19 protein-coding genes and 1 pseudogene are annotated in these 23,764 nt (G+C 58.2%); 8 read left to right on the top strand and 12 right to left on the bottom strand.

Annotation, left to right across the window (positions count from 1 at the left end):
* Window positions 1-28 precede the first annotated feature (28 nt).
* Together AC2YI2_RS31305 and AC2YI2_RS31300 are read right to left on the bottom strand one after the other, a co-directional pair.
* Window positions 29-2,101 (bottom strand): sigma-54-dependent Fis family transcriptional regulator, encoded by a 2,073-nt coding sequence (locus tag AC2YI2_RS31305; RefSeq protein WP_487390455.1) that lies wholly within the window; start codon window positions 2,099-2,101, stop codon window positions 29-31.
* A 76-nt stretch (window positions 2,102-2,177) separates the two neighbouring features.
* Window positions 2,178-2,660: a hypothetical protein gene (locus AC2YI2_RS31300; RefSeq protein WP_487390454.1), complete on the bottom strand. Its 483-nt coding sequence runs from the start codon at window positions 2,658-2,660 to the stop codon at window positions 2,178-2,180.
* Between the two features lie 541 nt (window positions 2,661-3,201).
* On the opposite strand from AC2YI2_RS31300, the pseudogene AC2YI2_RS31295 reads away from it, so the two are divergent.
* A pseudogene (locus AC2YI2_RS31295) lies at window positions 3,202-3,645 on the top strand (sugar phosphate isomerase/epimerase family protein); the annotation flags it as partial.
* Between the two features lie 43 nt (window positions 3,646-3,688).
* On the opposite strand, the gene AC2YI2_RS31290 reads toward AC2YI2_RS31295, so the two are convergent.
* The 3 genes from AC2YI2_RS31290 to AC2YI2_RS31280 form a co-directional block, all read right to left on the bottom strand.
* Entirely contained in the window at window positions 3,689-4,471 is a 783-nt protein-coding gene (locus AC2YI2_RS31290) for an ATP-binding cassette domain-containing protein (protein WP_487390497.1), read from the bottom strand.
* Window positions 4,471-5,466, bottom strand: coding sequence for an ABC transporter permease (locus AC2YI2_RS31285; protein WP_487390453.1), 996 nt, complete (start codon window positions 5,464-5,466; stop codon window positions 4,471-4,473). Before AC2YI2_RS31285 ends, AC2YI2_RS31290 begins: the two co-directional genes overlap by 1 nt.
* A 70-nt stretch (window positions 5,467-5,536) precedes the next feature.
* A complete protein-coding gene (locus tag AC2YI2_RS31280) occupies window positions 5,537-6,493 on the bottom strand; it encodes a substrate-binding domain-containing protein (protein WP_487390496.1) in 957 nt (318 codons plus the stop codon).
* Window positions 6,494-6,905: 412 nt separating this feature from the next.
* Between AC2YI2_RS31280 and AC2YI2_RS31275 the strand changes: the two genes are divergently transcribed.
* From AC2YI2_RS31275 to AC2YI2_RS31260, 4 genes are read left to right on the top strand one after another with little or no spacing between them, the layout of a single operon-like run.
* Window positions 6,906-9,368, top strand: a complete 2,463-nt coding sequence (locus AC2YI2_RS31275) for an alpha-ketoacid dehydrogenase subunit alpha/beta (RefSeq protein WP_487390452.1) — start codon at window positions 6,906-6,908, stop codon at window positions 9,366-9,368.
* A gap of 23 nt (window positions 9,369-9,391) precedes the next feature.
* A complete protein-coding gene (locus AC2YI2_RS31270; protein ID WP_487390451.1) occupies window positions 9,392-9,625 on the top strand; it encodes a lipoyl domain-containing protein in 234 nt (77 codons plus the stop codon).
* A 3-nt stretch (window positions 9,626-9,628) separates the two neighbouring features.
* Window positions 9,629-10,393: an alpha/beta fold hydrolase gene (locus AC2YI2_RS31265; protein WP_487390450.1), complete on the top strand. Its 765-nt coding sequence runs from the start codon at window positions 9,629-9,631 to the stop codon at window positions 10,391-10,393.
* 48 nt (window positions 10,394-10,441) lie between these two features.
* A complete protein-coding gene (locus AC2YI2_RS31260; protein WP_487390449.1) occupies window positions 10,442-11,449 on the top strand; it encodes a sugar-binding transcriptional regulator in 1,008 nt (335 codons plus the stop codon).
* Here AC2YI2_RS31260 and AC2YI2_RS31255 read toward each other — a convergent pair.
* From AC2YI2_RS31255 to AC2YI2_RS31235, 5 genes are all read right to left on the bottom strand, one after another.
* On the bottom strand, window positions 11,431-12,900 hold the full coding sequence (locus tag AC2YI2_RS31255) for a mannitol dehydrogenase family protein (RefSeq protein WP_487390448.1): 1,470 nt from the start codon (window positions 12,898-12,900) through the stop codon (window positions 11,431-11,433). The genes AC2YI2_RS31260 and AC2YI2_RS31255 overlap by 19 nt on opposite strands.
* A gap of 50 nt (window positions 12,901-12,950) precedes the next feature.
* Window positions 12,951-13,949 (bottom strand): ABC transporter ATP-binding protein, encoded by a 999-nt coding sequence (locus AC2YI2_RS31250; RefSeq protein WP_487390447.1) that lies wholly within the window; start codon window positions 13,947-13,949, stop codon window positions 12,951-12,953.
* Between the two features lie 9 nt (window positions 13,950-13,958).
* Window positions 13,959-14,789 (bottom strand): carbohydrate ABC transporter permease, encoded by an 831-nt coding sequence (locus AC2YI2_RS31245; protein ID WP_487390446.1) that lies wholly within the window; start codon window positions 14,787-14,789, stop codon window positions 13,959-13,961.
* Window positions 14,790-14,793: 4 nt separating this feature from the next.
* On the bottom strand, window positions 14,794-15,663 hold the full coding sequence (locus AC2YI2_RS31240) for a carbohydrate ABC transporter permease (RefSeq protein WP_487390495.1): 870 nt from the start codon (window positions 15,661-15,663) through the stop codon (window positions 14,794-14,796).
* A gap of 166 nt (window positions 15,664-15,829) precedes the next feature.
* Complete coding sequence (locus AC2YI2_RS31235) at window positions 15,830-17,137, bottom strand: ABC transporter substrate-binding protein (protein ID WP_487390445.1); 1,308 nt, start codon at window positions 17,135-17,137, stop codon at window positions 15,830-15,832.
* Between the two features lie 295 nt (window positions 17,138-17,432).
* Between AC2YI2_RS31235 and xylB the strand changes: the two genes are divergently transcribed.
* Window positions 17,433-18,884, top strand: a complete 1,452-nt coding sequence (gene xylB / locus AC2YI2_RS31230; RefSeq protein WP_487390444.1) for a xylulokinase — start codon at window positions 17,433-17,435, stop codon at window positions 18,882-18,884.
* 39 nt (window positions 18,885-18,923) lie between these two features.
* On the opposite strand, the gene AC2YI2_RS31225 is transcribed toward xylB, so the two are convergent.
* Entirely contained in the window at window positions 18,924-19,892 is a 969-nt protein-coding gene (locus tag AC2YI2_RS31225; RefSeq protein ID WP_487390443.1) for a sugar-binding transcriptional regulator, read from the bottom strand.
* A 679-nt stretch (window positions 19,893-20,571) separates the two neighbouring features.
* Between AC2YI2_RS31225 and tal the strand changes: the two genes are divergently transcribed.
* Window positions 20,572-21,528, top strand: a complete 957-nt coding sequence (gene tal / locus AC2YI2_RS31220; protein ID WP_487390442.1) for a transaldolase — start codon at window positions 20,572-20,574, stop codon at window positions 21,526-21,528.
* A 42-nt stretch (window positions 21,529-21,570) separates the two neighbouring features.
* The gene (locus AC2YI2_RS31215; protein ID WP_487390441.1) at window positions 21,571-22,341 is read left to right on the top strand and encodes an L-iditol 2-dehydrogenase; all 771 of its coding nucleotides are present in this window, start codon (window positions 21,571-21,573) and stop codon (window positions 22,339-22,341) included.
* Window positions 22,342-22,861: 520 nt separating this feature from the next.
* Here the strand turns inward: AC2YI2_RS31215 and AC2YI2_RS31210 are convergent.
* Window positions 22,862-23,722, bottom strand: a complete 861-nt coding sequence (locus tag AC2YI2_RS31210; RefSeq protein ID WP_487390440.1) for an SDR family oxidoreductase — start codon at window positions 23,720-23,722, stop codon at window positions 22,862-22,864.
* Between the last annotated feature and the right edge of the window lie 42 nt (window positions 23,723-23,764).

Here is a 23,764-nt window from a genome sequence, read left to right as displayed (position 1 = left end):
GTTGCCACGGGATCCGCCGATGGCACGTTCAGACGAAGCTTCGTTTGATTCCAAACTGCTCTAGTTTGCGGTAAAGCGTCGGGCGCGATACGCCAAGCCGTTGGGCGACTTTGCTGAGATTGCCGTGTTCCGCTACTAGCGCATTCCTGATCGCTTGCCGTTCCGCATCCTCGAAGCTGTGAACCTGCTGTTCGGAGTCTGACGCGGCGCCGGCCGTTTGTGCGGTCGCGGCATGATCCGGTCGATCGATGATGTCGGCAGGCAGGTCATCGAGCCCGACGAAGCCGTGGCGGGATAGGATATGCAGCCTTTCGACGAGGTTGCGTAATTCCCGTACATTGCCCGGCCAGTGATAGGCAAGCAGCGCATCACACGCCTCGTTCGAGAAATGCAGTGGAGCGCTGTTCTTGCGGGCTGCCATTTTCTGGTTGAAGTGTTCGACCAATAGCAGGCTGTCACTGCCACGGTCCCGCAGCGGCGGCACGTGGATCGACACCGTACTAATGCGGTAGAATAGATCGCGGCGAAACCGACTTGCATCCACTTCGCGCTTCAAGTCGCGATTGGTGGAGGCAACCAGCCTGACGTCAATCGGTCGCGACCGGCTCTCGCCCAGGCGATTGACTACCCGCTCTTCGAGGACGCGCAGCAAGAATGGTTGGATGTCCAGTGGCATTTCGCCGATTTCGTCGAGGCTGAGTACGCCGCCGTTGGCGAGTTCGAAAACTCCGGGCTTTCCCTCGCGCGATGCGCCGGTGAAAGCGCCGCTGACATGGCCGAACAACTCGCTTCCGAACAATTCCTTAGTGATGGCGCCGCAATTTAGGGCGATGAACGGGCTGGCCGAAGGCTTCGTGTTGCCGGCATGGATGAGCCGGGCAAATAGCTCCTTGCCGACGCCAGTCTCGCCTTCGATCAGAAGCGATGTCACATCTTCGGTCTCCGCCACCCGGCAGGCGATATCGACGGCTTCACGCAAACTATCGCTCTCGCCGATAATCAGGGCGGCCTCATCGTGAAGTCGCCGCGATTCCCTCCGGCTCGACAAGGCAGTTCGGCCGACCGTCTTGGGGAAGACGAGAGCCGCGCCGCGAACGTCGCCATCGAGTTCGAGCGCGCAGACATGACAAGATTGCATCTCCTCCGGCAGCGCGATCGCGACACTGTCGAGAAAGCCGGAGTTGCTCAACTCCGGCAACCGACAGTTTCGATTGCCCTGGCGCAGAGTTTCGCCGAACCGTGTTCTCTCGGCGATCGGAACATTGTTACTGTAGATTGCCCGCCCGTGCCGATCGACAATCATCAGGCCGTCGCTGGAACGATAGTTGCCTGCCGATGCGATGAAGGCTTCCAGCAGCCGCATGCGCTCCTCGTTCTGGGAATCCGAGAGCGCCCGCTCGATTTCGCGCGCCGCAGCCGCGACAAGGGCAATATTGTGCGGTCGGAAGATGTCGGGGTGCCCGGAAAGATCGACCACGCCGATGATCTTGCCGTCGAAAGGATCGCGGATCGGTGCGCCGGCGCAAGTCCAAGACTTTATGCCCGCGCAGAAATGCTCTGCGGCGTGAACGAATACCGGTTCGCCCGTCCACAGCGCCGTGCCGATGCCGTTCGTGCCAACGACATCCTCCGTCCATTTTCCTCCTACTCCGAGGTGAATATCCATACCATCATAGATCGTCCGCTTGTCGCCAATGGCATTGATCAGTACGCCCTCGCTATCGGCAAGCACCAGCATGGCGCCAGTTCCTTCAAGCATTCGACCGATCGCAGAAAACGGCCGTTGCGCGGCATCGAGCAGTTCGGAATTGCCTCTCGTCAGGGCCTCCACCGCATCCTTGTCTGTTTCGAGCGGTGCGTCGTGGCGTTGAGCGTCGATACCACCGGTCGCGCACCGATGCCAGGAATCGTGGATGGTCGATCTCACAAGGGGTGACGACCTGGATGGCTCTGCACGACCTTCCAGCAGCGTCTCCCATGCCTTCATAGTCTGCAACTCGTCGTAAGCCTGGTGCAGCACAACGTCGCCAGAGAAAAGCCCTGCCAATTGCGGCGGCGGAGCGTTATCGGAATTTCCTGGCGTGTACGAATTGTGTCTCATGCGATTACCACACTCCACGCTCGAGGGAACTGGACGTCAACACGCGGTCTTGAGCGCGAGAACAAGCCTCTCATTCTCAGGTTTCGGGAGGAATATCGAGCCGGAGACCGATGTCGGTGGCCAAATCCCTGTTGCTGTAGGAAGAGCCTAGTGGGACGCCATCGATATCGCCAAGCGTCTCGATCGTCGCTTCGTCCAGCGGCGCAATGAAGCCGTTGGCCTTCGTTGCCAATCTGAAGATCTTCAGGCCACGTCCCTCGCGGATGTCTCCGAAATGCTGCAACTGCCGTCCCGAACCGACATCGACCGATATCACCCGGCCATTGGTGGTCACCCGGATTTTCGGCTCTGGTGCCGGCGCGGTTTTTGCAGCGCCGCCAATATGGATAATGAGCCCTTCGGCCTGCGGCGCCACTTTCGGCTTTCTCGATTCCGAGTATCGACCGCCGCTGAACTGGTCGGCCAGCTTTGTGATGATGCCGCGGTTCTGCTGTATCAGCCGTTTGAGTTGCGCATCCTCCCGACGCGGACCGTCCTTTTTCGAAAAGATCTCGACCATGAATCCTCCCAGATCCTGTCAAATTGCCATTATGCACGAATGTGCTCAATGGCATAACAGATTTTCTTACATGCGCTCCTGTAGTCTATTCTACGCGGCGACGGGGGCACCGTGGTAGTAGCCTGGTGTGGCGACCCATATGAATTCCACGATCTATGTCGTCCCAACTCGCCTCATTTGACGCTGCTGATCTTGGAAGGGGCTTGATGAGGTGGACGGCCTCCGGCGCCGGCACGTGACGTGCCACGATGCGGTTGTTAGGACCCGCAATGGGGGGAGCCGTCCATGAAGGAAGTTATCACAGTCGAAATTGACTTAGCCAAGAACGGCAACACATCGACATCGGCGCGGCGTTGGGCGCTCCTCTGATGATCCTGACAACTCCGTTTTGGGGTTGGGAGCCTCAGGGCGACAACCTTGTTCATACGGCTTCGAAACAGATGGGACAGGTTATCGAGTCATTCTCCGTTGCTCGCCCGCAGGGCGCGGGACGCAGGCATCGACCTGGCTGTCGAGCCTCTGACCGCATTGGAAACGAAATCTTGTCGAAACCCTGGACGACACTCTGGCGATGCTGGAAGGCGTTGGCTCAAGCCATCTCAAAGTGATGCTGGATACAGGGCACCTCAACGTCACGGCGCGAAAGCTGGGTGTCGATTTGATCGACTATCTTTCGGACAACATAACCGCCCTCGGCAGCAAGCTTTGCCACATCCATATCAGTGACAATGCCGGCACGCTCGACAGCCGTCTCCTGCCCGGGGAAGGCAGTTTCGATTTCAATCGTGCGATTGATCCCCTTAGCAAGACGGACTACGACGGTTTCCTGTCTGCAGATCATGATCTTCGGGCAGAATCCTGTCCCCCCGACACCCGCCTGACTTCTTGCGCAAACGAAAGAATATCTGAACAAGGCTGCAGAACGCATCGATCGCCCGTAGCGCTGAAGCAGAGCGAGTCTTCGCCCCGTCAGCCAGCCTTTTGATCGCATTTGCCCGTACCCGATCGAGACTGACGAGGCACGCGCCTTATGCGGTCTCGATTTCAAGTGGCGGCAACGCTCCAGTCATGATACCTACGACCTCCTGCATACTGTGTTCCGCCGGGGAGGTTAGTGCCACTCTTCGGCCCAGTCGCTGGATATGAATCCGGTCCGCGATTTCGAAGACGTGAGGCATATTGTGGCTTATGAGTATGACCGGAAGGCCACGGTCGCGAATGTTCCTGATTAAATCGAGAACCCGCCCGGACTCGCGTACGCCGAGCGCTGCGGTTGGCTCGTCCATAATCACCAGCCGTTTGCCGAAAGCGCCCGCGCGCGCCACCGCCACCCCCTGGCGCTGGCCGCCGGAGAGCACCTCGACCGCGTTGTCGAGCGATGGAATATTGAACTTGAGCCTCTCCATGTTCTCGGCGGCAATCTTGCGCATCAAGGGCTTGTCCAGCATGCCGAACCATCTCCCCATGAAGCCCGTCCGACATAGCTCGCGTCCGAGAAACAGATTGGCCGCAATGTCGAGTGCTGGGGCGACTGCGAGTTCCTGATAAACTGTCTCGATGCCTTTCGCCCGCGCATCGAGCGGGCTTCGGAAGTGAACTGCTTCCCCATCCAGGATCATCTCGCCTTCGTCGGGTCGGAGCGCGCCGGAGAGCGCCTTCACCAGGCTGGACTTTCCGGCACCGTTGTCGCCGATGATGGCCATCACCTCGCCTTGACGCAGCTCGAAGTTGGCGCGGTCCAGAGCTGTCACGTGACCGTAGCGCTTGGTGATACCACGCGCTTCGAAGACGATTTCCCCCAAAGTCTCCATCACGCTTTCCTCCTGTATAGCTGATCAACGGCGACGGCCAGGATGACAAGCACGCCCGTCACGAGGTCCTGCCACAGGGGATCGATCCCTTGCAGCGTCAGGCCGTTTCTGAGCACGGCGACGATCAGTGTACCTATCAGGGTCCCCGTCACGCTTCCGCGGCCTCCGAACAGACTTGCGCCACCGATCACCGCGGCAGTGATGCTGTCCAAGTTTGCCGTTTGAAGGGCGTTCGGGTCAGCGCTCGGTATCCGACCCAGAGCAAACCAGGCGCCCAGGGCATAGACAGCCCCGGCGACCGCATAGACGGAAAGTAGTCGAGCACGGACGTTGATGCCCACCAGCTTCGATGCTGGCGCGCTGTCGCCGATAGCATAAACGTGCCGACCCCATCTTGTTTGCGTGAGCGCGAACGACATGACTGCGTAGAGCAGCAACATCGAGACTACCCCGAGGGTTATCTTGGCACTTCCGAAAGTTACGCTGTTCGAGAAGAACGCCACAATGGGATCGTTCACCGGATAGGACGTGCCCAGCGAGAAAAGTCGAGTGGCCGCCGTCACGATCCCGAGCAGGCCCAGTGTCACAATGAATGGCGGAAGTTTGATAAAGCTGACCAGGCTCCCCGACACCATGCCCAGCAATGTGCAGACGACGAAGCACAGGGCAATGCATAGGACGGGGTCGTAACCGGCAAAGACCAGACGGCCGATGATGATCGTCCCCAGCACCGCGATGCCACCCGCCGCCAGATCGATGCCGGCCGTCAGAATGATGATCGTTTGGCCGATCGCAAGTGTCCCGAGGATCACGCTTTGCTGGAAGATCAGGGAGATGTTCCGCGGCGTCATGAACGGCCCGGTTATCGTCGCGAAAATCACGCAGAACAACAGCAAGACCAGTAGTGGGCCCACGCTTGGGAGCAACAGGATGGACTTCACCATCGATGTCCTTGGCGACTGAACGTCGGGAATTTGTTTGGTTATGGCAGTCATCTCGAAGCCTCCAGTGTAGGGAGCGGGACCCCAGCGCCCGGCAGTAGCCGAGCGCTGGAATGATTGCGAGTCAGCCCCAGCAGGCCTTCGCGCCGAATTCGGTATCCTTCGAAGGAAGTTCGGTGAACGGCTTGTCGGTGATCACCTCGGAACCGGTGTCGACGAATCCGGCCGGCTTCTTGCCTGTCTTTGCGTATTCGACGATTGCAAGAACACCCATGGCAGCCATCTTGCGGGGGAACTGCATTACGGTAGCCTTGGTCACACCGTCCTTGACGTTCTGGACGCCGGTGCAGCCACCGTCGATCGCGGTGAGCACGATCTGATCTTCCAGGCCGGCGGCCTTGATGGCGGCATAGGCTCCGGCGGCGGCAGTTTCGTTGATGGTGTAGACCGCGTTCACGTCAGGATGGGCGGCGAGGAGGTTTTCCATTGCGGCCTGTGCCTTATCAGTCGCGCCGTTCGTGTATTCCGCACCCATGATCGCCGGATCGCCGTCCTTGAGGCCAAATGCCTTGAGGTACCCGTTATGGCGCAGATCGGAAACTGTGCTGCCGGCGGTGCCGTCGAGCATGATGAGCTTCGGCTCCTTACCCGCAAGCGAGAGCTTCGCATAAGTGCCCTGATACTCTCCGGCTTTGAAGTTGTCGGTCGCGAAGGTCGCATCGACTGCGTCGGCCGGATCGGTGGCCGTATCAAGAGCGATAACCAAAATGCCCTTTGCGCGGGCTTCCGCTACAGCCGCCAAAACGCCGGTCGAATTGCTGGGAGTGATGAGGATACCCTTCGCACCAAGGCTGATCAGGTTCTCGATCGCAGCGACTTGGGACTCGTTGTCGCCGTCGAACTTGCCTGTGCTCGCGACGAGCTTCACGCCGAGCTTGGACGTTTCCTCTTCCGCGGCCTCCCTCATTTTCACGAAGAATGGGATCGTATCGGTTTTCGTGATGAGGCCGATGATCATCTGGTCCTCTGCGAAGGCATTTCCGCCGAGCGCGCCCGTGGCTGCGATAATTGCAGCACACAGACCCGATGCGAGAACCGCACGCCTACTAACCAAGCGTGCGCCTACCTGTTTGAATGTGCTCAACAATTTGTATTCCTCCAGTTGTTACATCGACGCCGAACCTTGCGGCGCGCTCCTCCTGGCCTCCGATGACGAAGGCAATCTGCTCGATCAGATCACGCGGATTTATGGACAGATCAGCATCAGTGGCAACTATATTTGCGTAATTAAATAAACAAATGTGTCATTCCTCGTTGATGTCATGATCAATGCGGGAACGTCGCCGGAGCCCTTTCAACCCCGCATCCGAGGAGAGGTTGATCCGCAGCAAGGACCCCGAAAGGATCGAATGAGATCATCTTTTGAGTATTTGATTTGACAAAAGTAGCATCAAGACTATAGGTGTGCTCACAGAAAGCTCATGGAGGATGGAATGCCCAAGGAACTCGTGGTCGACCCCGAAAAGATGTCCGTGAAAGGGGAGCTCAAGTTCGCGTCGATCAAGCTGCACGACTATTCGAAGCCGTTCTCGGCGGAGCGCGAGGAGTACGGCGACGCGGTACTGAGGGAAGTGCTCAGGCACATGATCATCGTGCGCGAGTTCGAGACAATGCTTGGATCGTTCAAGGCCACAGGCGCTTATCGGGAAATTCCCTATGCGTATAAAGGGCCCGCGCATCTCTCCATGGGACACGAGGGAGCGGCAGTCGGCGCCGCGATGTCACTCACGCCGGGCGATCATATTTTCGGCTCGCACCGCAGCCACGGCGAGTTCATCGCCAAGGGCCTTGCCACGATCCAGAAAATGGACATGCCGAAGCTTGATGCGATCATGGCCGAGCATCAGGGTGGCGCGCTGCGTGACAATGTGGCCAAGCACATCGGCGGTACCGGCAAGGACTTCGCCGAGAATTTTCTTTTGTTTGGGCTGCTCGCTGAAATCTTCATGCGGTCCAATGGTTTCAACGGCGGCATGGGCGGCAGTATGCACGCCTTCTTCCCGCCCTTCGGCGCGTATCCCAACAACGCGATTGTCGGCGCCTCGGCGGGAATCGCCACGGGTGCGGCGATGCGAAAGAAGCTCCTTCGCGACGGTGGCATCTGCGTCGCAAACGCTGGTGACGGCTCAACTGGCTGCGGTCCGGTCTGGGAGGCGATGAACTTCGCATCCATGGCGCAGTTCAACACCCTGTGGACAGACGCGCAAAAGGGTGGCCTCCCCGTCCTGTTCTTCTTCAACAACAATTTCTACGCCATGGGCGGCCAGACAATTGGCGAGACCATGGGATGGGAGCGGCTGTCTCGCATCGGCGCCGCCGTGAACGCGGATTCCATGCATGCGGAGACCGTCGACGGTACGAATCCGCTGGCGGTAGCCGACGCGGTCAAGCGCAAACGGGCGCTTTTGCTTGACGGCAAGGGTCCGGCGTTGCTGGACGTCGAGTGCTACCGCAACGGCGGCCACTCGACCACGGATGCCAACGTCTACCGTTCCCGCGACGAGCTGAAGCTCTGGGAAAAGCGCGATCCGATCGTCCAGCTCGAAGCGAAGATGCTCGAAGCCGGCGCAATGACCGAATCCCAGATCACGGAATTGCACGACCGGGTGGTTGGGGTGATCGAGGCGGTCACGCGCGCCGTCGTGCAAACCGACGCGGCGCCCATCGTCGACGTCCGCGCCGATCCGACCCTGATTGGAAAACTGATGTTCTCCAACGAGGAGATTGGTGTTCCCACTCAGAAGGCCCGCCTTCTGCAGGAGCCGGAGAAGTCGGCCGCCATTCGCGGCCTGGCCCGCAAAGCTCGGTTCGGACTTGATGACGACGGGCAGCAGCTGTCTGGCATGCGGGCGATCACGCTCCGGGACGGTCTGACGGAGGCGGTTCTCCATCACATGGTCAACGACGAAAGCCTCCTTGCCTATGGCGAGGAGTGCCGCGAATGGGGTGGCGCTTTCGGGGTCTATCGCGGTCTTTCCGACATTCTCCCCTACGAACGCCTGTTCAATTCTCCGATCTCGGAAGCCGCGATTGTGGCGACTGCGGTGGGATATGCCCTGGAGGGCGGACGCGCACTTGTCGAACTGATGTATGGCGACTTCATCGGACGCGCCGGCGACGAAATCTTCAACCAGATGGCCAAGTGGCGATCCATGTCCGGCGGCACGCTCAAGATGCCCGTCGTCCTGCGCTGCTCGGTTGGCAGCAAATATGGCGCCCAGCATTCCCAGGACTGGACCGCGATGATCGCGCACATTCCGGGACTCAAGGTTCTGTACCCTGCGACTCCTTACGATGCGAAGGGATTGTTGGCTTCAGCTCTATCGAGCAATGACCCCGTCGTTTTCTTCGAAAGCCAGCGCCTTTACGATCACGTGGAGCAGTTCCACACGGAAGGTGTTCCGGCCGATTACTACCGTATTCCGATGGGCGAGCCCGACATCAAGCGGGCGGGAGACGATGTCACTATCCTGACGATCGGCCCGTCGCTCTATCCTGCACTGAAGGCGGCGGAAGAGATGGCCGAACTCTATGACCTCTCGGCCGAGGTGATCGATGCGCGGTCGCTTGTGCCCTTCAATTACGAGGTTCTGCTCAAGTCCGTGAAGAAGACCGGCCACCTGCTGATCGTGTCCGAGGCCTCGGAACGTGGAAGCTTCGGCATGACGCTGTCCAGCAATGTCACCCGGTTTGCCTACGGCGATCTCAAGGCCGCGCCGCGTGTCCTCGGTTCGCCGAACTGGATCGTGCCCGGCGCCGACATGGAGTCCACCTATTTCCCGCAGGTGGGCGATATCATCGACGTCGTGACGGGTGACTTCTATCCGTCGAAGAAGGTCAACCGCCGCGGCATCCGCGACTGGAACGACCTCGAACTGGCCAAAGCATCGCTTTAGTCGCGAAATCAAGGAGCGCAACGATGTCGACCCCCATTCTCCTGCCGCAGCTCGGCAATGAAATCACGGAAGCCGAAGTCACCGAATGGCTGAAGGCCGAAGGTGACTCGGTCGAGCAGGACGAACTGATCCTGATCATCACCACAACGAAAATGAGTCTTGAAATCGAAGCGCCGGTGGCTGGTATCCTCAAGAAAATCCTTGTCCCCGAAGGCGAACTTGCCGAAGTCGGCACTACTCTCGGGATCATCGAGTAAAGCATGGCAACTGTTACGAATGCTCGGGCGGAAGCGAAGCTCTTCCGCCTGGGTGGCCCCGAGGGCGCACCAGACCTTCTTCTCGTCCATGGGTTCGGTTCCGACCGATTCTCATGGTCTGCGACGGCTCCTGCTTTCATGGGCAGTCATGCCGTCTGGGCAGTCGAACTGCCCGGTCACGGTGACTCAAAGTTGGGCGCCGAGACAGACATGATGACAATGGCCGCAGCAGTCGCCGAAGCTGTTCAAGACAAACTGCTCAGGCCGTTTCCAATCGTAGCTCATTCGCTGGGCGGCGCCGTCGCCCTGGAGCTTGCGAGACTGCATCCGGATATGGTCTCCTATGCGGTGCTGCTCGCGCCTGCGGGACTTGGGCAGCGACTTGACGGCGAGTTCCTGACGCGCTTCCCGGAGCTGAACACGCCGGAGGATGCCGAGGCCCTGCTGCACAAGCTCGTATCCCGACCCCGTCTCATCAGTTCCCAGATGGTCAACCATGTCTTAGCTTTCCTTGGTAAGCCACGCGCACGGGAATACCTGCGGTCCATTGCCGGGACACTCCTCGGCCTGCGACCCGTCGCAATTCCCGAGCAATTGGCGACATCGATCGTCTGGGGAGACAAGGACGAAGTCAATCCGTCCGACCCATCGCGGCTCGAAGCCCTGACGGCGGAAATTCACATCATACCGAATACCGGCCACATGCCGCATGTCGAGGCAGCTCGCAAGGTCAACGCAATTATCCTTGAAGCCATTTCGAGGAAATAACGAGCGTTGCCGGCCTGTATGGATGACCACAATGTTGGGGAGCAGTGTATGGACAAGGTCACGCCGGACAGCGGGAAAACTGCATCCGGATCGCTTCGCATCCGCGCGGCATGGCTCTATTACAGGCACAACACAACACAACGCGAAATCGCCGATCGCCTGGGTGTGAGCCGAGCCACAGTTATCCGCTTCCTTGATGAAGCCAAAAAGCGAAACGAGGTCCAAATATTCCTCAGCGAAGGGACGAATGAATGTGTGGAGTTGTCGCTGCTGCTCGAGGAGCGATTTGGGTTCAGCGAAGCGATCGTGGTGCCGTCCGATCCGCAGAACGATGACATCGCCCGGACGGTCGGCGCAGCACTGGGTCGTTTCCTCAGCGAGGTAATTTCGGACGGTATGAAAGTTGGCGTAGGTTGGGGACGAACCCTCGACTCTTCGTTGTCGAGCTTTCACCCTATGCGCCGTAGTGGAGTGACAGTGGTTTCCCTGATGGGCGGGATTGTCGAGCCAAGTCAGGTCAATCCAGTGGAGTTCGCTTGGCGCCTTGCAAGTATGATGGACTCTACCTGCATGCTATTCCTTTCCCCCCTCATCGTGGATTCCGCAGAGACGAAGCGAGCTCTTATCGAACGTTGCGGGCTGGAAAAGCTGATCATTCAGGCGCGTGACCTGGACATCGCGGTAGTCAGTTGCGGTAGTTTCAGTTCCAGTGGCGCGTCGCTGGCCCGGGACCATGTTCCAAAGGAAGCTCTTGCGGGTCTGACCAGCGCTGGCTGTGTAGGGGATGTCATGTGCAATTTCCTCGATGGCGAGGGAAACTCCCTCGACCATGCGATCAAGGATCGCGTGATGTCGGTGGACCTCGACACCGTCGCGGCCGCCAAGCATTTGGTATTGGCTTCCGGAGGCGAGGATCGTGCCTTGGCCATCAGAGCATCGATCCTTCGATTGAAGCCTGATACTTTCATCACCGATGAAAGGGCAGCCGCAGCCCTTGCCCGCCTGGCCTCGGATTCAGACCTGGGGACCCCGCGTTCTCAGCAGTCCGCGAGATAAGCCCCAAGGGTATTCGCCGTCCCGCGCTCCCAGAGCATGGGGAGCCACTTGGCAAAGGCCGCTGCAAAGCGACCGTCTGTCGCGACGTTTCCGTACACCTCCTTAAGTGAAAGCCACGCCAGAGGCTCTGCGCGGGCTTGGAGAGACAATTGCTTCAGGCGGTCCCAGTCCGGGTCGTTTGCAGTGATGCTTACTCCGCTGTCGGTCTTGCCTGCGCAGTAGCGCGCCCAGCACGCGGAAACCAATGCAAGTCCGGTGACGGGCGATCCTGCCGCAAGTCCATCCGCTACGGAGGAGAGGATGAATTTCGGTTGCCGACTTGAACCGTCGAAGCCAAGACGCCTCGTGGTGTCAACAATCGCCGTATTCGAGAAGCGGCCGTCGATGAGGTCCAGATATTTGGCTGGAGTCATGTCCGGGATCGGATCAACATGCGGAAGCACTTCGGTCGTTTCAACCTGTCGAAAGAACGCATGTATTAGCGGATTGGCCATCGCATCCGAAACGATCTCCAGGTCCATCAGGGCGGAGGGATAGGTGATGATTGCGTGACCCCCGTTCAAAATTCGAATCTTCATTCGCTCGTATTTCGCGACATCGTCGCTGAAAGTCACCCCGACCTTCTCGAGCGACGGACGCCCGGCTGCAAAGCGGTCCTCAACGACCCATTGACGGTAAGTTTCGGAGGTCACGGGCGCGAGGTCCATGATTCCGAATTTATCCAGGACCAGTTGCCTTTCGCGATCCGACGTGACCGGCACTATCCCGTCTACCATGCTGTTTGGGAACGTGACGTATTGGGAAATCCAATCGGCAAGAGCGGGGTCGCTCATCCGCGCAAGTTCCACGACAGCATTTCGCGTCACGTCGCCGTTACCTTCGATGTTGTCGCATGACATGATGGTAATCGGACCGGTGCCATTGTCCCGCCGTGTCGAAATGGCGGCGACAATCGCCCCGAACACCGTCCTCGGCACTGAGGGATTTGCGGCGTCGTGAATTATGTCCGGGTGAACGGCGTCCAGTCCGCCCTCGGAGTCAAGAAAATACCCTCCCTCTGTAACCGTGAGGGATACGATACGGATTTCCGGCGCAGTAATCTTGGCGATCAACCCTCTGTTCCCTTCCTCCACGGGAAGGTAATCGATCATCGAGCCGATGACCCTTGCCCGGGCGCCCGCCGGGCTGAGTTCGACCGACGTCGTCAGATAGTCCTGTGACGCAAGCTTCTGCCGCATAACATCGTCAGTTGGTCTGACGCCCGCGCCGACAATTGCCCAATCCTGGTCGAGACCGAGGGCAAACAGATTGTCGAGGTAGAGCGCCTGGTGCACCCGGTGGAAGCTTCCCACCCCGATATGCACGATCCCAGCCGTCAGCTTGCTGCGATCGTATCGCGGAGTTTCGACTTCACTCGCCAGAGCGTGCAATGCATTGTTCGAGAGTTTCATGTTCAATCTGCCATCATTTGGGCTGAGCACGAAGTAAGGTGGACTCGCCTTTAACCGAGCGCGATGCCTGACGCATCGAAACGGTGGATGTTGTCAGCGTTGGGAGTGAGCCAGACCTCGTCTCCGTGATGGATATTGATCTCGCCGGGTGCACGGACGTTGATGGTTCCTTGATCGGTGGAGACATGGAGATATGTATCGGAGCCAAGATGCTCAGACACTCCGACGAGCCCCTTCCACGTTCCGGCCTGCTTGCTGACGGACATATGTTCCGGCCTGATCCCGATCGTCGACGCTCCGCGCTTCTCAGCCTCGGGGCCTGTAACCAAGTTCATTTTCGGGCTTCCGATGAACCCGGCAACGAAGAGATTCTTCGGCTTCTTGTATAACTCCAGCGGACTTCCGACTTGCTCAATGCGGCCGGCATTCAGGACCACGATCTTGTCCGCCATCGTCATGGCCTCGACTTGATCGTGGGTAACGTAGACCATCGTCGTCTTCAGCGCATGGTGCAGTTGCGTGATCTCGATGCGCATGTTGACGCGCAGCGCCGCGTCGAGGTTCGACAGCGGCTCGTCAAACAAAAAAGCATCTGGCTCGCGGACGATGGCCCGGCCGATAGCCACGCGTTGGCGTTGCCCGCCTGACAGTTCTTTCGGTTTTCTTTCGAGGTAGTCGACGAGATTCAACGTCTTGGCGGCGGCCATCACCTTCGTGTTGATCGCGTCCTTGCTCTGGCCGGCCATCTTGAGCGGAAAGGCAATGTTCCCGCGGACAGACATGTGTGGATAAAGCGCATAACTCTGAAATACCATCGACAGGCCGCGTTTGGCGGGCGCCAGGTCGGTCGCAACTTTCCCGTTGATAAGGATTGAGCCACCCGACACGTCCTCCAGTCCGGCGATCAAGCGGAGGAGCGTTGACTTGCCGCATCCGGAAGGACCGACGAAGACCACGAAGTCTCCGTCGTCGATGTCGAGGTCTACGCCCTTGATGACGCTATGCGCGCCAAAGGTCTTCGTTACGTTTCTGAGCGAAATGCTTCCCATGACAATATCCTATTTCACGGCGCCGAAGGTCAGGCCGCGGACGAGTTGTTTTTGAGAAAACCATCCCATGATCAGGATCGGTGCGATTGCCAATGTCGAAGCCGCCGACAGCTTTGCCCAGAACAGGCCTTCAGGCGAAGAGTACGATGCGATGAACGCCGTAAGGGGAGCGGCTTTGGCCGCGGTCAGGTTCAAAGTCCAGAACGCCTCGTTCCAAGCCAGAATGATATTGAGCAGCACTGTCGATGCGATGCCCGGAACGGCCATGGGGGTGAGGACATAGACGATCTCTTTGTACAGGGTCGCGCCGTCCATCCGCGAGGCTTCGAGGATTTCGTTCGGTATCTCCTTGAAGTACGTGTAGAGCATCCACACGATGATCGGCAGATTGATCAGGGTGAGGATGACGACCAAGCCGACCTTGCTATCCAGCATTCCGGTGTCCCTGAACATGAGATACATCGGAACGAGGACCCCGACCGAAGGCATCATTTTCGTAGAAAGCATCCACATCAGGATGTCTTTGGTCCATCGTGTCGGCGCGAAGGCCATGGCCCATGCCGCTGGCACCGCGACTATCAACGCGACGAATGTGGAGCCGAGTGAAATTACCGCCGAGTTCCAGACGTGCTTCAGATAGTCCGAGCGCTCCTGCACTTCGCGATAGCTTTCCAGTGTCCAGTCGAAAAAGAGGAAGACGGGCGGGTTTGCGATCGCGTCGCCTTCGGTTTTGAAACTGGTAATCACCGTCCAGAGGATCGGGAAGAAAATCAGGAAAGCGATCGCCCAGGCCAATGCCGACAGCAGCCACCGACGCTTGTTTGAGATTGCTCGCGCCATGATCTCAGGTCTCCAGATTCTTGCCGATGATGCGGATGAGGAAAAACGCCACGATGTTTGCGAGTATGACGGCGATGATTCCACCAGCCGAGGCGCCGCCGACGTCGTATTGGAGGAGCGCCTGGGCGTAGACCAGATAGGAGAGGTTGGTGCTCTCTAGGCCGGGACCCCCGTTCGTGGTGACGAGGATTTCGGCAAATACGCCGAGGAGGAAAATCGTCTCGATCAGGATCACGACAGTGATCGCGCGGGCCATATGCGGTAGCGTCAGGTAGAAGAAGCGGGAAACAGGGCCTGCGCCGTCCATCTCGGCTGCTTCCTGTTGCTCTTTGTCCAGCGACTGCAACGCGGTTAGCAGGATGAGCGTCGCGAACGGCAACCATTGCCAAGCAACGATGATGATGACCGACATCAAGGGTATTACGGTGAAGAAGTCGAACGGCTGAATTCCAACCAGTCGGCAGAGCCATGCGAAAATCCCGTAGACCGGATTCATCAGCATGTTTTTCCAGATGAGTGCCGAAACTGTCGGCATCACGAAAAAAGGTGCGATGACGAGCAATCGTATGATGCCTTGTCCAAAAATAGGCTGGTCCAGAAGAAGAGCCAGAAAGATGCCGCCGATAACAGAGATGAGCAGCGCGCCACCGACCAGCAATATGGTGTTCAAGATCGCAATCGAGAATGCAGGATTTGTGATGAAATAGTAATAGTTGTTGAATCCGGCAAAGCTGACGACCGGATTGAGAAGGCTGTACCTCAGAAACGAAAAATAGATTGTCATGCCAAGCGGAACGATCATCCATACGAACAGCAAGATAACAGCCGGAGCCATCATGATTCTTGCGGTGGATCGCGTTTGTATGGTCGACATGATGTCTTCCGTTCCTGTCAGTTCTTGAGGGTCTGGTGGTCGCAACAGCGCTCGCGGTTTTTCGGCGGTTCTGCGAACATGGTCAAGGATGCCCGTCGGTAAGGCGGCGGGCATCCTCGTTGCCGACTGTCTCTTGAAGGAAAAGGTCGGCTCGCCCTTGGGAGGCTTACTTGATGTGGCCGGCCTTCTGCATCTCGCTGACCGTGAAGTCCTGAGCGTTCTTCAACGCCTCGTCCACCGTCACGTCGCCAGCGAGGGCAGCGGAGAACTGCTGACCGACATAGGTGCCAATGCCTTGGTATTCGGGAATGCTCGGGAAATTGCCAACGTCGTGCGGGATATCGTTGGTGACGGCATTGATCGCTTCGAGGGTGTATTTGGCGAAGGGAGCGGCTTCCAGGTACTTCGGATTCTCATAAAGAGATTTGCGGGTGCCGGGCGGCACATTCGCCCAGCCTTCCTTGCTGGCGACGAGCTCGGTGTAGTGCTTACTGGTCGCCCAAGCGATGAACTTCTGGGCGGATTCGACCTTCGCAGAACTTGCCGGAATGGCCAGGGACCAGGCCCACAGCCAATTGCCACGGTTGTTGATGTCGTGCTCGTTCGGCGCGAGCGCGAAGCCGACCTTGTCCGCGACCTTCGACTGCTTCGGATCGGAAACGAAGGACGCTGCCGATGTCGCATCGACCCAGATACCGCATTTGCCCTGCTGGAACAGTGCGAGCGTGTCGTTGAAACCGTTGGACGAGGCGCCCACTGGTCCAGCGTCCTTCATCAGGTCGACGTAGTAGCTGAGGGTTTCTTTCCAGATCGGCTTGTCGAACTGCGGTGTGAAGTCTTCCGCGAAGAAGTTCGCGCCCATCGAATGACCGAGAGTGTTGATAAAGCCGAGGTTTTCGCCCCATCCGGCCTTGCCGCGCAGGCAGATACCATTGATGTCATTTGCGCGATCCGTGATCTTGCGAGCAGCTTCTGCGATAAATGTCCAGGTCGGCTTTTCCGGCATCGTCAGACCTGCCTTCTCGAACAGGTCCTTGCGGTACATGACCATTGAGCTCTCGGCGTAGAAGGGCGCCGCGTAGAGCTTGCCTTCGTAGGAAAGCGCCGTACGGATGGATGGCAATACGTCCTCCACGTCGTAGTCGGCGCCGAGGTTTTCGAGGGGCGCGAGCCATCCCAGCTTCGACCACAGCGGGGCCTCGTACGTGCCGATCGTCAGGACGTCGAACTGGCCGCCCTTGGTCGCAATGTCGGTCGTCACCTTCTGACGGAGTACGTTTTCTTCCAGGGTAACCCATTCCAGATCGATATCAGGATTCTGTGCCTTGAAGTCGTCCGTCAGCTTTTGCATGCGGATCATGTCGCCATTGTTGACGGTTGCGATCGTAATGGTTTCCGCAATTGCCGATCCCATGAAGCCAGTTACGGCCAGCGCGGTAGTGAATAGACCTGTGATGTAGGCTGATGTTCGCATTGTTCGTCCTCCTCTTCGAATAGCTTGACGATGGAGAGCAGTGAACGGCCAGCGGCCTATCTTCGTATTCGGCACCACTCCCCGTCAGCCGCCTACGATCGACTGCATCATGATCCGGACGGTCACGCCCGGGCATCACTAAGCATACGCCAAATGTGCATGCTGATACACATAAGTCAACAACTTTTGCCTAATCAGTTTGACAAAAGTCCCATCTACGCGGCAAATGTGGACAGGGCACGTGACAACGTCCTGTGTCGATGGCACGGATATGGCGGTTTCTCGGGAGGGCATCATGTTCATAGGACTTGATCTGGGCACGTCGGGGCTGAAAGGCGTTCTGGCAGACGAGCGCCAGACTCTGATCGCCACGGCCACCGCGGCCTATCCCATTGTAAACGTCCGGCCCGGTTGGTCGGAGCAAGACCCGGCAACATGGCTGGCTGCGGCGAAACAGGTCCTCGATGAACTTCGCGCCAGGTTTCCGAACGAATTCAAAACGACGATCGCCATAGGCCTTTCGGGGCAGATGCATTCGCTCGTCATGCTGGACCATTCTCATCGGCCCGTTCGGCCCGCCATCCTGTGGAATGACAGTCGCGGCATTGATTGGTGCGATCGTGTAATTCTCGACCACCCGGAGGTGAGCACCATTACCGGAGTACGCCCAATGCCGAGTTTCACGGCAGCCAAGCTGTCGTGGATCAAGGCCAACGAGCCGGAAAACTTCGCCCGAATCTCACAGATCGTTCTTCCCAAAGACTATCTTCGCTTGTGGTTGACCGGAGATATCGCGACCGATGCGTCGGACGCGGCTGGCACGCAGCTACTGGACGAAAAGACCCGGGAATGGTCACCTCTCGTGCTATCGCTTCTGAATCTCGACGCGGAGCGTCTGCCGAAGGTAATGGAGGGGTCGGACATCGGTGGGCGTCTTCGTCCCGAAATCGCCGATTTGTTCGGCATCGGCCAGATTCCGGTGATCGTCGGCGGCGGGGATGCTGCAACGAGCGCGCTCGGCACAGGTTGCGTGGACCCGGGCGCGTCGATGATTTCCCTTGGAACCGGGGCGGTCTATCTCGGAGCCAGGGCGAGCTACACCTCGTCCTCGGACGACAGCATTCACTACTTCGCTCACTGCCTTCCCGATCGTTGGTACCAGATGGCCGCGTTGCTGAACTGCGGAAGTGCGCTTGACTGGGTTTGCCGATTGACGGGGATGTCGGATACGCCAGCTGCGATCAACGCAGTGGGAGCGCGCACCAATGGACCGTCGGCACTGATGTTTCTGCCCTACCTCGATGGAACCAGAACCCCATACTGCGACCCATCGATAAGGGGTGCGCTTTTTGGACTTGATCGCGCGGCATCACCGGACGATCTCGTCCATACAGTGCTTGAAGGCGTCACTTACTCTCTTGCGGACGCCGATCGAGCGTTGCAGGCGGCCGGTGAAACCGGAATGAGCCCTATCCTGATCGGCGGCGGCACGAAGAGCATGTACTGGTGCCGCCTAATCGCAACCGTGTTCGGCCGACCGGTCCGACGTGCTGTAGCCGCCGAAAGTGGCTCTGCTCTCGGTGCCGTGCGGCTTGCCATGTTAGGAGTGGGATTTGGCACTCTCGCGGAAATAGCGCGGCCACCCAATTCCGAGACGATCGAACCCGAGACAGCTTGGATCGACGAGTACCAAGAGCGCCTTCAAAAGTTTCGAGAGATGCACGCGTCAGCGAAAGCCTACTCCTGAAGCGCGTGAGTGCCTCTGGATAGGAGGTTGGCTCGCCTATCAACCGATCTCCAGCAGAGTCCTGGCTGCGGCTTCGTCCGTCACGAGCGTATGGCACCCGGTTCTCTTCATCGTTGCCCGTATGGCGGGTGCCCTATGGCGTCCACCGGACGCTAGAATAATGTGCTTGGCAGACGAAACCGCTTCCAGTCCCACCGACATCACGCGGTCGTGGATAGGCGAGTCCACCGTCCGGCCCTCGGCATCCAGAAAGTGGCAAAGGGTGTCGCAGACCGCTCCCGACTTCAGGAGCGTCCGTTGATCTTCCTCAGACAAGAAGCCGCGCGAGAGCGAAGTTCCTTCTGGTCCGAAGTCCCCGCAGCTGATCACGGCGACGTCCAGCTTGCTTGCAGTTTCGAACAGTCTGTCCAAGCCGCAACGTTCGATGAGCCTCGTCTTGGTTTCGAGGGAATCCACCACAAGTGGCGCAAGGAACAGCAGGCAGTCAGCGCCCAACAAGCTCGCAAGGCGCCAGGAATACTCGATCGGATTTATAGTGGTCGCCTCGAGCAGGCCGCCCAACAGCGACACGATCTGAACCTTTTCCTTTCGCGGCGGGCGGAACGTTTGAAGGGATGCGTTCAGCGTCCTGCCCCATCCGACGCCGACAACTGCACCGTCCTCGATGACTTCCGACAGAAACTTGCCCAGAGCGGAACCGACATCTCTGGCGGTTTCGTCGGGATCACCTTCTCCCGGAACCACAATCGCCTCGTCCAGGCCAAATTCCTCCTCGAGCTGCAATGCGAGATCGGTGCAATCCCCTGGCTCCTCGTTGATCCAGATTTGGACCTCGGCTCGTTTGACCGACTCGTCGAGCATCCTGATGACTGTCGATCTGCTGACACCCAGGTTCTCTGCGATATCCTTCTGGGTCAGTCCTCGCTTATAATAGAGCCAAGCGGCCCTCAATCGGAGGGAGCGCGTATCGAGCAAGATCGTCTGGTTGTTCCGTGTAAGTTTAGTCAATCCTCAGCTCCCAAAACACTCGTCGCCACCCAGGTCATGCTGGGGTTCCAATCACACCAATCCGCTATGCTGTCAATTTTTAGCCGCTTGAGCCAACATTTGAGGCGGGCAGCTCATCCACAAATGCTAGGACTTCGCTTAGAGTTGGCGGGTTCGCACCCTCGCGCTGGCAAGTGACGGACGCAACGGACACGCCAAAAGCGATCACATCTCGCAGCTCAGCGTTTGTCACTCGTTTGAGCCTATCTTTATCCATCAACCCCGTCTGCAAGATGCGGTAAAGCATGCGTTCAAGCACGATCCGCCGACCCTTGAAAGGTAGGCCGGGCCTGCGTGTGAAGTGACCGGGACCATGTCAATCAGTGCGTCGCCACAAACCAAGATCATGAAAGGGCACCGAGCGCACGGCCTGCGCGACAAACTTCAATGGAATCCACTCGCGCCATGCCGATTTTCTCCTTCTGACCGACACTTGAAGAGTGAGGAGCCCACAAACTTTTGTCAACAACATTTGCATAAATCATTTGACAAAAGTTTCATCGCTGAATGATACCTCTCTGCAAGGTGGCGCTCGAAGAATGACACTTCGCACGCACCTCAGATTGCTTGTGTCGGCACCGAAAAGTCGTGTCGAACGGGTGGATGCGACCTTGGTTCGTATCAATTGGGAGAAGCATAAATGACCTCGAAACTTGAACAGCTTCGTCAGATGACGACCGTCGTCGCCGACACAGGTGATATCGAAGCTGTCGCGCGACTGAAGCCGGTCGACTGCACAACAAATCCCACGATCGTTCTCAAAGCCCTAGGAACACCGCCCTTTTCCGAAACCGTTGCAGAGGCCGTTGCCTGGGGACGTAAGCAAACAGGGAGTGCGGAGGGGGTGATTTCCGCGGTTGCAGATCGATTGGCGATCTCCATCGGCACCGCTCTTTCGAAACTTGTTCCGGGGCGCGTTTCCACGGAAGTCGACGCGGACCTCTCGTTCGACACGAAGGCCTCGGTGGAAAAGGGGAGGTCCATAATCGCCGCTTACAATGAGCGCGGCATCGAAAGGGAACGGATTCTCGTCAAGTTGGCATCAACATGGGAGGGCATCCGCGCTGCTGAAGTCCTGCAGAAGGAGGGCATCGACTGTAACCTGACGCTCCTCTTCAACAAGGCCCAGGCGATCGCTTGCGCCGACGCTGGGGCGTTTTTGATTTCTCCCTTCGTGGGCCGTATTCTGGATTGGCACGTCAAGTCCACGGGCCAGCAATTCACCGCGGAAAACGACCCGGGAGTCGTGTCGGTCAAGGACATCTATTCGTATTACAAGGCCCACGGCATAAACACCGTCGTGATGGGCGCGTCGTTCCGGAATACCGGAGAGATCGAAGAGCTCGCGGGTTGTGATCGACTGACGATCAGCCCGCCGCTTCTCGACGAGCTATCAAAGGCCGACGGAACACTGACCCGAAAACTCAGTCCAGAGCACAATCATCCGGTAGCACGGATCGTGGTCGATGAGCCTAGGTTTCGCTGGATGATGAACGAAGACTCCATGGCGACCGAGAAGCTCGCGGAAGGAATAAAGGCTTTCGCAAAGGACCTCACTGCGTTGAGACTCATGGTCCAGAAGGAATTGACGAAATAGCCTTCGTCCGACACCGGCGCAACTCATACGGCTGGAATCACGATGAGATTGAAAGACAAAGTCGCGGTTGTCACGGGCGGCGCGCGCGGCATAGGCGCCGCTATCGCGCGCGCCTACATAGCTGAAGGCGCTCGGGTAATTATCGCGGACGTCGAAACCGATGCGGCCTCGGCGCTGGCGGTCGAGCTTGGGGGTGGAGCGAAGGCGATCTATCTCGATGTCCGCAATGAACAGTCCATCCGATCGATGGTCGCCGAAACTGAGCAGTCGTTTGGGAGGATCGACATCCTCGTCAACAATGCCGGCGTTTTCGATATGGCACCATTGACCGAGATTTCGAACGACATGTACAGGCGACAGTTCGACGTCAACGTCGGCGGCCTGATTTTCGTAACGAAGTATGTTGCAGAAAGCATGAGAGCGGGCGGAAAGGGCGGCGCGATCATAAATATGTCGTCGCAAGCCGGAAGGCGCGGCGAGGCAAATGTGATCCTGTATTGCGCTGCCAAGGCGGCAGTAATCAGCATTACTCAGTCGATGGCATTGGAACTCATCAAGTTCGGCATTCGCGTGAATGCGATTGCTCCGGGCGTTGTCGATACGCCAATGTGGGACAGGGTCGACAGCCTGTTTGCCAAATACGAAGGGCGACCGATCGGCGAAAAGAAGCGCTTGGTTGGAGAGGCTGTTCCGGCGGGTAGAATGGGCGAGCCGGAGGACATGGCGGGTCCGGCGGTCTTCCTGGCAAGTGACGAAGCTAGGTATGTTCTCGCGCAGACCTTGAATGTGGATGGCGGCAACTGGATGAGCTGAAGGCGTCATCTTATCCGCGCCGTAGTTTGCGGGACGGCTCGACGAAGAGATCGTCACGATCGAAGCGACCTTGCTGGTGGCGGACGACGCAAGTGGTGAGGCCGTCTCCTGTTCCGTATCAAGTCTGGGAATGGCCGGAAGTGCCGATGACGGGTGGCACTTTGATAGGCTGATAATCAAAAAGCCCGCAAGAGACAGGGAACATTAGTGCACGCTTTTGGCCTCCCGAAATCCCGATCACTGGATCCTGGCCTACCTTCAGAGTTGGATTATCGGGCCTGCCCGCCCCAATCGACGTACGGCCGCGATTGAACACTTTGTGACGGATGGCGAAAACACGCGGAGCGGCACAGGCTCCAGCTTGGCGCGTGCGGTGTTCCTCCAGATGCATAGCTTCGGAGCGCCGGTGTCGACAGCGGACATCGATTATCCAAAAATGCTTATCATACTCTGGTGTGAGACTGGAGAGATCATCGCCCACCAGTCTCTTTCGCCCGAATGGCTGAACCGGGCGCTAGTCTTAACGGAAGCGCGGGGCGTTGTCGGCGATATAGTCAACAAACCGGCGAGGCAGGCGCCCTGTGAGGCGTGCGGTGTTCCCGCTATCGGCGCTCGTCCAGCCTTGGGCAACAGGGTAAAAAATCGGCGCAAGCATTTGTGCATGTGTTTCTGAAAGCCCCAACTTTGCAGCAAGGTTGAGGAATCCTGTTGTGTCGACGGCTTCGTAGCGGATGGTGCGGCCCAGCACCGCAGAAAGTATTTCGGCTGCCTCGGCATAGTTGAAGCTTTCGGCGCCGGTGAGCGTAAACGCCTGTCCGTCATGGTCCGAAGTGGTCAGCGCGGCAACCGCGGCGTCTGCGATATCACGTGCGTCGATAAAGCTCGTCCTGGCATCGCCAGCGGGCAAGGCAATCAAGCCGTGACCGAGGATACCCTTGAGCCAATAGGTATGGAAATTGTCGAAGAACCAGTTCGGGCGCAGCAAGACGTAGGGCGTGCCGGACTTCTCGACGAGCCGTTCAAGCTTGCGATAGGGTATGTCCTCGCTGGCATCGACGCCCATAGCCGACTGCATAACCAGCTTCACGCGGGCAGCCGCGGCAGCGTTGATGAAGCCACCGAGCGCCAGGGGGTCTGCGGTTCCGGAGGGAATCACGAGATATGCAGCGTCCACGCCGGCCAGAGCACTTTCAAAGGTTTCCGACCTTGCGAAATCGAGCAGGACCGAATTGTCCTGGCTGCTTGAGGCGCTCCGCGAACCTGCCTTGACGGTATGCCTGTGGGCCAGCAGTCTCGGGACCAGGTGTTGGCCCACTGTGCCAGTCGCTGCAGTTACCAATATTGTCTTTGTCATATAGGCCTCCATGATGTTGAGGTTCAAATTTGCGCTGGAACTGGAAGACGCTCAATGATAGAGACGCTC

It is taken from the genome of Rhizobium sp. SRI_017, from assembly GCF_057586295.1.
Note: the sequence above shows the minus strand (reverse complement) of the source record. Positions and strands in the feature narration are given on the sequence as shown.